Below are 11283 nucleotides of genomic sequence, written 5' to 3'. Positions count from 1 at the left end.
GCGGCCCCACCGAAGTGGGGCCGCCCTCTGGGTCTCAGGCGATCAGAAGCCGCCCATGCCGCCCATCTCGTCCATGCCGGGAGCGCCCGCGGGGGCCTTCTCCGGCTTGTCCGCGATGACTGCCTCGGTGGTGAGGAACAGCGCGGCGATCGACGCGGCGTTCTGCAGCGCCGAGCGGGTGACCTTGGCCGGGTCGATGATGCCGGCCTCGACCATGTTCTGGTACTCGCCGGTGGCGGCGTTGAGGCCCTCGCCCGCGGGGAGCGAGCCGACCTTCTCCGCCACGACGCCGCCCTCGAGGCCGGCGTTGAAGGCGATCTGCTTCAGCGGAGCCGAAGCAGCGGCGAACACGATCTGGGCGCCGATGGCCTCGTCGCCCGTCAGGCCCTCGACCGAAGCGAGCTTCGAGGCCTGCAGCAGCGCGACGCCACCGCCGGGGACGATGCCCTCTTCGACCGCAGCCTTCGCGTTGCGGACAGCGTCCTCAATGCGGTGCTTGCGCTCCTTCAACTCGACCTCGGTGGCCGCGCCGACCTTGATGACGGCGACGCCGCCGGCCAGCTTGGCCAGACGCTCCTGGAGCTTCTCACGGTCGTACTCGGAATCCGAGTTCTCGATCTCGCGACGGATCTGGGCCACCCGGCCTTCGATCTGCTCGGAGTCGCCGGCGCCTTCGATGATGGTGCACTCGTCCTTGGTGACGAGCACGGAGCGCGCCTGGCCGAGGAGGTCCAGGGAGACGGTGTCGAGCGACAGGCCGACCTCCTCGGAGACGACCTGGGCACCGGTCAGGATGGCGATGTCGGTCAGCATGGCCTTGCGGCGGTCGCCGAAGCCGGGCGCCTTGACGGCGATCGACTTGAACGTGCCGCGGATCTTGTTGACGATGAGGCCGGCCAGGGCCTCACCCTCGACGTCCTCGGCGATGACGAGCAGCGGCTTGCCGGACTGCATGACCTTCTCCAGCACGGGCAGGAGGTCCTTCAGCGACGAGATCTTGGAGTTGGCCAGCAGGATGTACGGGTCATCCAGCGTGGCTTCCATGCGCTCGGCGTCCGTGACGAAGTAGGGCGAGATGTAGCCCTTGTCGAAGCGCATGCCCTCGGTCATCTCGAGGTCGAGGCCGAACGTGTTCGACTCCTCGACGGTGATGACGCCTTCCTTGCCGACCTTGTCCATCGCCTCGGCGATGATCTCGCCGACGGTGGGGTCAGCAGCGGAGATCGACGCGGTGGCGGCGATCTGCTCCTTGGTCTCAACGTCGATGGCGAGTTCGCCGAGCTTCTCTACGATCGCCGCGACGGCGGTCTCGATGCCCTTCTTCAGGCCAACGGGGTTCGCGCCGGCCGACACGTTGCGCAGGCCCTCACGGACCATCGCCTGTGCCAGCACGGTGGCGGTGGTGGTGCCGTCGCCGGCGACGTCGTCGGTCTTCTTGGCGACCTCCTTGACGAGTTCGGCGCCGATCCGCTCGAAGGGATCCTCGAGCTCGATCTCCTTGGCGATGGACACACCATCGTTGGTGATCGTGGGGGCGCCCCACTTCTTCTCCAGGACGACGTTGCGGCCCTTGGGGCCGAGGGTGACCTTGACGGCGTCCGCAAGGGTGTTCATGCCGCGCTCAAGGTCGCGTCGTGCGGCCTCATTGAATTCAATCAGCTTTGCCATGGTGTTCGGGAGTCCTCCCGTCGATGGGGCGGCTAGCCCCGGGTGTCTTCAGATGTCAGGTTGAACTGCTGGTGCCCGCGACGGACGGCCCTTCCGGGCCTCACCGCAATTCGGTAGCACTCAAACGTGAGAGTGCTAACCCCATTATTAGCACTCTCCCCAAGGGAGTGCAAAGCTTCTGGGGCATCGGCTCACTAGAGTGAGCCCATGGACACGCCGCGGACCCTCAGGAACGTCGCCAACGCGCTCAATCTGTCCACCCCACTGGGGCTGGTCCTGGGCCTTGCCGGCCGTGGCCGGCCCCGCCGTCAGGGCCACCTGATCGTGTTCGAGCAGGTGAAGCTGCCGCTGGTCAACGCCAGCGCGATGACGGTGGGCGACGTCGTGCTGGTTCCCGGCAGGACGGTGGGCGAGGTCGAGGGGCGGATCCCTGACCTGCTCGCCCATGAGGAGGCGCATGCGTGGCAGTACGCCTACTGCCTGGGGTTGCCGTTCATCCCGCTCTACGTGATTGCGGTGGCCTGGTCCATGCTCCGCTCCGGGGACAGGGCCACGGCCAATCACTTCGAGGTACAGGCGGACCTGCTCAAGGGCGGCTACCGCGTGGGCACAAAACGCCCGCTGCGTGAGGGCCTGGCGGCGCTGAGGTTCCGTAGGTGACGGATCAGGCGTGGAGGCGGCGCGCCGAGCGCGCAGCCTGACGCTGGCTCCGCATGCGGCGCAGACGCTTCACGAGCAGCGGCCGGTAGGCCAGCGCGCGCGGGGTGTCGATCAGGGCGTTGAGTTGCTGGTAGTAGCGGGCCGACGACAGGGAGAAGCTCTCCATGATCGCCTGTTCCTTCGGCACCGCGGACGTGAACCAGCTGTCCTCAAAGTCGAGGATGGCGGCTTCGCGTTCGGTCAGGTCGACCGGCGTGTGCATGAGGGCCTCAGACATGACGGTCAGTTTAGCTGCAAACGACACCTGTGTCATTCAACTGCGGCAACACTGGTCCCAGTCCGAAGGTAGAGTCGCCTCTGCCCGCACACCACGTCCCTAGGAGCCGATCCCCGATGCGCCGACTCACCGGCCATGTCCAGCACTTCGCCTGGGGCAGCCACACGGCCATCCCGGGGATCCTCCGCCGCGAGCCCGACGACCGGCCATGGGCCGAGTACTGGCTGGGCACTCATCCGGGGGGCCACGCCTTCCTCGACGACGGGATGGCGTTGGCAACCCACGTCCAGGAGAACCCGGAGGTGGTGGGCGCCGCCGCCCGCGCCGAGTTCGGCGACAGGCTCCCCTATCTCATGAAGATCCTTGCCGCCTCCACCCCGCTGAGTCTGCAGGCGCATCCCTCGCGGCAGCAGGCCGAAGTCGGCTACGCCCGCGAATCGCTGTTGGGACTCCACCCGTCGGAGCCCACCCGGTCCTTCAAGGACGACTGGCCCAAGCCCGAGGCGATCGTCGCACTCACCCCGTTCGAGGGCCTCCTCGGCTTCCGCGACCCGCTGGAGACGGCCGGCCTGTTCGAGGCCCTCGGTGTCGCCGACGAACTGGCCTCCGTCATCGGCCCGCTGCGCGACCGCGCCGCCGCCCCTGCCCTGCAGGAGGTCTTCCTGGACGTCCTCTCGCTCGACGAGCGGCGGCACCTGGTCGATGTGGTGCTCGCGGCAGCCGTGAACCTCCTCGAGGCCCCGGGCGCGCTGGGCGAGTTCGCCCGCACCGCCGTCGAACTCGACGAGCACTTCCCCGGTGACCCCGGCATCCTCGCCGCGCTCCTGATGAACCGCTTCACACTGCAACCCGGCGAGGCCGTGGCGCTGGAGCCCGGCATCATGCACGCCTACCTCCGCGGCGTGGGCGTGGAGATCATGGCCAGTTCGGACAACGTGATGCGCGGCGGCCTCACCCAGAAGCACATCGACGTGGACGGCCTGCTGCAGGTGGTCCGCTTCGAGCCCCTGCAGCCCACCGTCCTCGTCGCCGAGGGCGCGGACGGCGTCTACGTCTACCCCACGTCGTTCCCGGAGTTCGAGCTGTGGCTGGTGTCCCCCGTCGACGGTTCCCACCTCCCGGTACCGCGCTCAGACTGCGGTCGCATCGCGCTGGTCACGGCGGGCCGGTTCGTGCTCCAGGGCGACGATGGCGACATGCACCTGGAATCGGGCGACAGCGCCTTCCTCGCCGCAGACGAGGACGTCACGGTGCACGGTGAGGGCCAGATGTTCGTGGCCGCATCGGGCGCCTGATTCGGAATTCCGCGCCCCGGCTTGGCACAATAGGGCCCACGCCTCCTTAGCTCAGCGGCCAGAGCGCTCGCCTTGTAAGCGAGTGGTCGAGGGTTCGACTCCCTCAGGAGGCTCTGATTCAATTGCGCGCATGACCCCTGAGCCCAGCAAGTGGACCCGCATGATCCAAGCGGATCCCGATCACTCCCGCCGTTACATCCAGCGCTTCCGGACCATGGCGGCGCAGGGCAACGACCTCGACGGCGAGGCCCGCACCGTCGACGCCATGGCGCAGCGAGGCTCCCGCATCCTCGACGCGGGCTGCGGCCCCGGCCGGGTGGGCGGCAGGCTTCACGAGCTCGGCCACACCGTCGTAGGGATCGACGTCGACCCGGCACTGATCGAGGCCGCCGGGCAGGACCACCCCGGCCCGACGTGGGTCGTCGGGGACCTGGCGGAGATGGACCTCCCGGCGCAGGGCATCGAAGCCAACTTCGACGTGATCGTCTCGGCCGGCAACGTGATGGGCTTCCTGGCCCCCTCCACCCGGGTTGACGTGCTGCACCGCTTCGCGACCCACCTGGCAGAAGATGGACGCGCCGTCATCGGCTTCGGCGCCGGCCGCGGCTACGACTTCCGCGACTTCCTCGCCGACTGCGCGCAGGCCGGGCTCGAACTCCAGATCCCGCTCTCGACGTGGGACCTCCGCCCCTTCACGGAGGACTCCACGTTCATCGTCGCCATCTGCGGCAAGGCGTGAGAAAGGGGCCGACCGTGGGGTCGGCCCCTTCCAGGGATCTCAATCAGCCGAGCGGGGCATCACAGTGCCCGGGTTCCACTCCTTAGCCGGTTCTCAAGCGCCTTCACCCGAATTGGGCTTGGCACGACGCCGCTGGGCGAGCACACTCGTGAAAATCACAAAGACGATGAGCCCGAGCGCCACCCACATCCCTATCCGGGCGTAGAGCTCCAGGACGTCGACGATGGGAGCGCCGAAGCGCCACCCCAGCCAGAAGTACAGGACCAGCCACAGCGTGGAGGCGATGTAGTCGTAGACGAGGAACCGCCGCAGGCTCATGTTGGTGGCGCCGGACAGGACGAACACCACCTGCATCAGTGGCAGGGGGATCGGGAAATAGGCCACCAGGAAACCGAGGGGGCCCAACTTCTCCGCCCATCGCTCAGCCCGCGCGTAGTTCCTCTGGGCGCGCTTGGACTGACCGGCCCACACCTCGATGATGCCCCGGCCCCAGAGCTTGCCCGCCCACCAGTAGACCCAGTCGAATTTGAGGCTGAAGATCGAGGCGACCAGGAGCACGACGGGCCAGTGCGGCATGTCGCCCTGCGAGCCCAAGGCACCGCTGACTGCGACGGCGGTCCGACCGCCGGTCAGCATGGCCAGCCAGTCCGGTGCGGCGGTGATCAGCCACGCCCTGGTTGGCAGCAGGACGAGCGAGAACAGACCGATGAAGCCGAACCAGCCCAGGCACCAGTAGTCGGCCCGCCCCGGCTCCTTGCGCCATGGCATGCCCTGGTCCTGCCACCACTGCTCGGTTCGGGGCTCTTCCGAGGACTTCGGCTCGTCGATCACGGGGTGAAGCCTACGTGAAACGCCCCCACCGTGCCCCGCCGTGGACGCCGCTGTGTTTGATCGATCCAGCCGCTGATCGTGACCAGTTTGTTACGACCAACAAGCGAACCCCGCTGTTGGCGATCAGTCCGGAAGGTGTAAAGTCCGGCTCAGGAAAACCTAAATACTTAGGGTTCCAATCCACAACGGATCGTCGGGCACGTACCTGCCCGTGGAAAGGACAAGTGGCATGGCCACCGTTAGTTACCGGGATGCCTCCCGTGTTTACCCCGGATCGGACCGCGCAGCGGTCAACAAGCTGAACCTCGAGATCGAGGACGGCGAATTCATGGTCCTCGTCGGCCCTTCGGGCTGTGGCAAGTCGACCTCCCTGCGGATGCTCGCCGGCCTCGAAGAGGTCAACTCGGGCTCCATCTTCATCGGCGACCGTGACGTCACGGACCTCCCGCCCAAGGACCGCGACATCGCGATGGTCTTCCAGAACTACGCCCTGTACCCCCACATGACCGTGGCGGACAACATGGGCTTCGCTCTGAAGATGCAGAACGTCCCCAAGGAGGAGCGCCAGAAGCGCGTCCAGGAGGCCGCTCACCTGCTGGGCCTGGAAGACTTCCTCTCCCGCAAGCCGAAGGCCCTCTCGGGTGGCCAGCGTCAGCGCGTCGCCATGGGCCGCGCCATCGTGCGTAACCCGCAGGTCTTCCTCATGGACGAGCCGCTGTCGAACCTCGACGCCAAGCTGCGCGTGCAGACCCGCACCCAGATCGCCGCTCTCCAGCAGCGCCTGGGCGTCACCACCGTCTACGTCACCCACGACCAGATCGAGGCCATGACGATGGGTGACCGCGTTGCGGTCATGAAGGACGGCATCCTGCAGCAGGTCGATTCCCCGCTGGCGCTGTACGACAACCCGAAGAACCTCTTCGTGGCAGGCTTCATCGGCTCCCCCGCCATGAACCTGATCTCCGGCAGGCGCGTCGAAGACGGCGTCCAGGTCGGCGACTACATCGTGCGCATCCCGCGTGAGGTCCTGGCCCGCGCTGAGGGCGAAGAAACCCTCACGGTCGGCATCCGCCCGGAGGCCTTCAGCGTCGCTCAGGAGGGCATCGGTCTCGACGTCGCGGTGGTCGAGGAGCTCGGCGCCGACTCCTACCTGTATGGCACCCTGGCCGGGCTCTCCGACGACGAGATCGTCAACGCCCAGCAGTTCGTCGCCCGCGTCGGTGCCCGCACCGCCCCGGAGAAGGGCCAGACCGTGCGCCTCACCGCACCGGCTGACCAGCTCCACGTGTTCAGCGACCGCACCGAAGAGCGCATCTCCTGATCGCTCGATCATTCGTGGAAGGGCCCCGGCGTCGCCGGGGCCCTTTCCCGTTCCTGGGATCCTCACCTGACAGCGAACTACCGCGGGCAGCGAGCAGCGCAGCAGCCCCGTCGGGATATCTTGGGGGACAGTTTGCAGAAAGGCCGAGTGGAATGACCAACTTCTCCCGCTGGACCGAGGCGGTGCGCACCGGCCTGGGCGTCGACCCCACCTACGGCGCCGTCGTCCCACCGCTCTACCTGTCGTCGAACTACGCGTTCGAGGAGTTGGGCCGGGCCCGCGAATACGACTACTCCCGCTCCGGCAACCCCACCAGGGACCTGCTCAACGACGCCATCAACACGCTCGAGGGCGGCGCAGGTGCCACGACGGTGGCCACCGGGCTGGCCGGCGTCACGTTGATCGCCGAGGCGTTCGTACCGACGGGGGGCAGGGTCGTCGTCCAGCATGACGCGTACGGCGGCACCTGGCGCCTGTTCACCTTCCTCGCCTCGCAGGGCCGGCTGGACGTGACCTTCGTCGACTTCAACGACGACGACGCGTTCGCCGCCGCGCTCGACGGCGGTGTGGCCATGGTCTGGATCGAGACCCCGTCCAACCCGCTGCTGCGCATCACCGACATCCGCCGCACCGCGGACCTCGCGCACGCCGCCGGCGCCCTGGTGGCCGTGGACAACACGTTCCTCTCCCCCCTCCTGCAGCGCCCGCTCGAGCACGGCGCGGATCTGGTGCTGCACTCCACCACCAAGTTCATCAACGGCCATTCCGACGTGGTGGGCGGCGCCGTCGTCGCGGCCACCCCGGAGCACCACGAGAAGCTGCGCCAGTGGGCCAACGCGCTGGGCCTCACCTCCAGCGCATTCGACGCCTTCCTCACCCTCCGCGGGCTCCGCACCCTCGACGCCCGCCTCCGGATCCACGGCGAGAACGCAGCGGCCCTCGTCGACGCCATCCAGGACCACCCGGCCGTCGGCACCCTCTACTGGCCCGGCCTGCCGGCGCACCCGGGCCACGCGGTGGCCAAGGCGCAGCAGTCCGGCTTCGGTTCGCTCATCAGCGTCGAGCTGGCGGGCGGCCGGGCCGCCGTCGAACGGTTCCTCGACGGGCTGGAGATCTTCCACCTGGCGGAGTCGCTCGGCGGCGTGGAATCCCTCATCTGCCACCCCGCATCCATGACCCACGCCGGCATGACCGACGAGGCGAGGGCAACGGCCGGCATCTCCGACGGGCTGCTGCGGATCAGCGTGGGCGTGGAGGGCCGCGACGACCTGGTGGCCGTCGCCACCCGCGCGCTCGACAGGGCGACATGATCAGCCTCACGCTGGCGCTGGCCCTCCGCGACGCGGGGCTGGCCTGGGTGCCCAGCCCCGGGGACCGGTTCGCCGTGACGCGCACGGAGATGATCGACGACGTCTTCTACCTGGCGGACATGGTCATCGAGGCCCGCCCCCTGGAGACCGGCACTCTGTTCGCGTTCAACGGCACCACCGAGTGGGCCCTGGATTCGGTGCCCCAGTCGGCGACGGTGTGGCTGCCGGACGAGAACCAGTTGCGGATGGCGCTGGACGACACGTTCGTCACCCTGCGCAGGGAGGGCCGTGATTTCGTCGTCGAGTTGGCCGATGGCAGCACCCACCGCGACCCGGACGCCGAGAACGCGTACGCGGCCGCGTTGCTCGCAACCCTGGCGTAGACCCTCCACGTCGGAGGTCCCGCGAGGATCAGGCGAACTGCATCGAGGGACCGACCCAGTAGGCTGGGCGTGTGCCCAGATTCCTCGCTGCCAGGCCCGACGCCGACCTGCTGCGGCTCCCGTGGCAGGTGCCGCTGACCGATTGGCCGGCCCAACACCTCGTCGCGCTGCCGCGCGGTATCTCCCGGCACGTGGTGCGGTTCCTCCAGGTGGGCGACGAGATCTTCGCCGCGAAGGAGATCCTCGAAGAGGTGGCGGTGCAGGAGTACCGCCTGCTCACCGAGCTGAAGCGGCTGAAGGTGCCGTCGGTGGACCCGGTGGGCGTGGTCCTCGGCCGGGTGGACCCCAACGGCGACCCTCTGGACCCCATCCTCCTGACGCGCCACCTCCCGTTCTCCCTGCCGTACCGTTCGCTCTTCTACCACGGCGTCAAGCACGAGACCGTCAACCGGCTGCTCGATGCGATGGTGGTCCTGTTCGCCCGCCTGCACCTCACCGGCTTCTACTGGGGCGACGTGTCGCTGTCGAACATCCTCTTCCGGCGCGACGCGGGCGAGTTCGCCGCCTACCTGGTGGACGCCGAGACGGGCGAGCTGCACGACCAGCTCACGGACGGCCAGCGCGCCCACGACCTGCAGATCGCGCGCACCAACCTCTTCGGCGAGTTCCTCGACCTGGAAGCGGGCGGCATCCTCGACCCCTCGCTGGACCCGGAGTGGCTCGTGAAGACCATCGAGGACCGCTACCACCAGCTCTGGGCGGAGCTGACGGGCGTCGAGGAGTTCGACGAGTCCGAGCTGTACCGCCTCGAGGGGCGCGTCCGCCGCCTGAACGCCCTGGGGTTCGATGTGGCGGAGATCGACGTCGACGCCTCCGCGGACGGCGGCACCATCCGGATGCGGCCGAAGGTGGTGGAGGCGGGCCACCACACCCGTCGGCTGATGCGCCTCACCGGCCTCGACGCCGAGGAGCACCAGGCGCGCCGGCTCCTCAACGACATGGACACCTTCCGCGCCAAGAAGGCCCCGAACATGGCCGAGTCCGTGGCCGCGCACAAGTGGCTCGTCGAGGTGTTCGAGCCGGCCATCAACCGGATCCCTGCAGATCTCCGGAGCAAGCGCGACGCCGCCCAGTTCTTCCACGAGGTGCTCGACTACCGCTGGTACCAGTCGCAGCGGGAGAACCGCGAGGTGCCGACGGCGGACGCAGCTTCCGGCTACATCCACGAGATCCTCACCACCCTGCCCGACGAGCAGCTCGGTGACCTTCAGATGGTGGGCGGTGAACTGGCCAACAAGTACGACCCGTCCCACGGCTTCGTCGACGAGAATGAGGAGAAGCCGTACGATCCGTGGGAGGACAGCGCGAACGCTCCAGACCTGGAGTTGGCCGCCACGTTCGACATCAACGCCCTGCGGGCGAAGGCTGCCAAGAAGAAGCAGACGTAGCGGCGCCGCTGTTCAGGCTTCCGCTCCCAGCGACGACCTATCGCGCCTCGGTACGCAGCATCTTCAGCCTGGAGGTGACGCGGTCACCAGCCGAAACCATGCCGGACAGCCGGACGCGATCGAACTGCTTCCCCGTGACCCGCTCCACGGAGTCGTGCTCCGTCTCCTCGGCCGCTCCGCGGTCAGGCTGCGTCGTCGCGTCCTTTGACAGCACCGCATTACGACGGGTGACCGCCTTGTCCCACATGTCCTGGATCTGATCTGCGGCGGCGTCGCGATCGGTGACGGTGAGGTTCGGTTCGAAGAGGACGGTGCTCATGGCCACTTGGATTGCGTTGCCGGCAGCCTCAACATCCTCGGGTGAGGTGGCCTTCGCCAGTTGGGAGAGCGCCCTTTCAGCGAGGCCGGCAATCGCGGTCAGCTCGCGCCAGCGCTTGGGTCGCGACGGTGTCACCTGCACGTCGAGCACCAGATAGTTGAAGCCCCGGGCCGGAACCCAGTCATCGCCATCTTGCATCATGAGCCGTGAACCATCGATCGCGAGACGGTCGAGCGAGCCTTCCTCTGTCGCCCAGTCCGTCACCACCACGTAGCCTGCACGCAGCGCGTCGGCCTGGATAGACATCTGCAGCGCAATGAGCCCGACCGTCTCATCGGTGCCGAGAAGCTTGTCAACACCGTTCGCGATCTTGGTGGCGATCGGCGCAGCAGCCGTGAGTTGAGGGACCTGCGTCAGGGACGCCAGGTCGCCGAGAAATTCGGTGGCAAGGTCGAGCAGGCCTTCCCCCGGGGCTGCCATCAGACCGACGACGATACTGATCGCGTCGGAGTTCATCGGGAGGTCCCCCGTGAGCGCCACGTTCTCATGAATGAGGTGCGCGAAGTCGCCGTTGTTGAGGGAGGTGAAGCTGGATGGCCCGAGGGTGGCGGACACGGGGATGCGTTCGTCCTGGCTTGGCCAGGTCACCACCGACTGCAGTACGGGGCGGCGCTGACCAAGTCGCTGGCGGTCGAACCGGAGGCCCAGGTCTGCGCAGCTGACCGATAGGTAGAAGCGCCCTTCGTCCTCGGATCCGTAGGTGCTGTCATCCTGCGCGACCCATCCGTGCACGACGGTTCGTGACTCGCGCTGCCACAGGTCGCCGATCTTGTCCAGGAATCCCATGTCGTCCCCCAACCGAAAAACAAGAATGTACCTTTTCCTGTATCCCGTTGGCGATGGTTCGTCGGCATTGATCGGATCGGGGCTCTGTTGCTCGGTTCATTGCCCAGCCCCGAGGCGCGGAGCCTGCTGCCCGGCGGTATCGTTCGGCGCACACCCCGGCGTCGGGGTAACGATCTTGGGAGGACC

General features: G+C 67.7%; 11 protein-coding genes and 1 tRNA gene. 8 read left to right on the top strand and 4 right to left on the bottom strand.

Going from position 1 to position 11283, the window contains the following annotated elements; translation table 11 throughout:
- Positions 1-42 precede the first annotated feature (42 nt).
- On the bottom strand, positions 43-1668 hold the full coding sequence (gene groL / locus J7D54_RS02575) for a chaperonin GroEL (RefSeq protein ID WP_182762395.1): 1626 nt from the start codon (positions 1666-1668) through the stop codon (positions 43-45).
- 207 nt (positions 1669-1875) lie between these two features.
- On the opposite strand from groL, the gene J7D54_RS02570 reads away from it, so the two are divergent.
- A complete protein-coding gene (locus J7D54_RS02570; protein ID WP_182762397.1) occupies positions 1876-2328 on the top strand; it encodes a hypothetical protein in 453 nt (150 codons plus the stop codon).
- A gap of 4 nt (positions 2329-2332) precedes the next feature.
- Here the strand turns inward: J7D54_RS02570 and J7D54_RS02565 are convergent, their stop codons facing one another.
- A complete protein-coding gene (locus J7D54_RS02565) occupies positions 2333-2605 on the bottom strand; it encodes a DUF3263 domain-containing protein (RefSeq protein ID WP_182762399.1) in 273 nt (90 codons plus the stop codon).
- Between the two features lie 116 nt (positions 2606-2721).
- Between J7D54_RS02565 and manA the strand changes: the two genes are divergently transcribed.
- From manA to J7D54_RS02550, 3 genes are all read left to right on the top strand, one after another.
- A complete protein-coding gene (manA, locus tag J7D54_RS02560) occupies positions 2722-3900 on the top strand; it encodes a mannose-6-phosphate isomerase, class I (RefSeq protein WP_182762401.1) in 1179 nt (392 codons plus the stop codon).
- Between the two features lie 40 nt (positions 3901-3940).
- A tRNA-Thr gene (locus tag J7D54_RS02555) sits at positions 3941-4013 on the top strand.
- A gap of 17 nt (positions 4014-4030) precedes the next feature.
- The gene (locus J7D54_RS02550) at positions 4031-4639 is read left to right on the top strand and encodes a trans-aconitate 2-methyltransferase (protein WP_182762404.1); all 609 of its coding nucleotides are present in this window, start codon (positions 4031-4033) and stop codon (positions 4637-4639) included.
- Between the two features lie 93 nt (positions 4640-4732).
- Here the strand turns inward: J7D54_RS02550 and J7D54_RS02545 are convergent, their stop codons facing one another.
- The gene (locus tag J7D54_RS02545) at positions 4733-5470 is read right to left on the bottom strand and encodes a DedA family protein (protein WP_209455193.1); all 738 of its coding nucleotides are present in this window, start codon (positions 5468-5470) and stop codon (positions 4733-4735) included.
- A 229-nt stretch (positions 5471-5699) separates the two neighbouring features.
- On the opposite strand from J7D54_RS02545, the gene J7D54_RS02540 reads away from it, so the two are divergent.
- The 4 genes from J7D54_RS02540 to J7D54_RS02525 all read left to right on the top strand — a co-directional run bounded on the left by J7D54_RS02540 (position 5700) and on the right by J7D54_RS02525 (position 9932).
- Complete coding sequence (locus tag J7D54_RS02540; RefSeq protein WP_182762405.1) at positions 5700-6791, top strand: ABC transporter ATP-binding protein; 1092 nt, start codon at positions 5700-5702, stop codon at positions 6789-6791.
- Between the two features lie 152 nt (positions 6792-6943).
- Positions 6944-8101: a cystathionine gamma-synthase gene (metB, locus tag J7D54_RS02535; RefSeq protein ID WP_182762407.1), complete on the top strand. Its 1158-nt coding sequence runs from the start codon at positions 6944-6946 to the stop codon at positions 8099-8101.
- A complete protein-coding gene (locus J7D54_RS02530) occupies positions 8098-8484 on the top strand; it encodes a pilus assembly protein CpaE (protein ID WP_182762409.1) in 387 nt (128 codons plus the stop codon). Before metB ends, J7D54_RS02530 begins: the two co-directional genes overlap by 4 nt.
- Before the next feature lie 71 nt (positions 8485-8555).
- Entirely contained in the window at positions 8556-9932 is a 1377-nt protein-coding gene (locus J7D54_RS02525; protein ID WP_182762411.1) for a DUF4032 domain-containing protein, read from the top strand.
- A gap of 37 nt (positions 9933-9969) precedes the next feature.
- On the opposite strand, the gene J7D54_RS02520 is transcribed toward J7D54_RS02525, so the two are convergent.
- A complete protein-coding gene (locus J7D54_RS02520; protein WP_182762413.1) occupies positions 9970-11097 on the bottom strand; it encodes a hypothetical protein in 1128 nt (375 codons plus the stop codon).
- Positions 11098-11283 lie beyond the last annotated feature (186 nt).

Origin of the sequence: Tessaracoccus sp. MC1865 (assembly GCF_017815535.1) — a bacterium.
In the GTDB taxonomy this organism is placed as follows: Bacteria; Actinomycetota; Actinomycetes; order Propionibacteriales; family Propionibacteriaceae; genus Arachnia.
The sequence above is the reverse complement of the archived record's forward strand: the minus strand, read 5'-3'. Positions and strand labels throughout refer to the sequence as shown.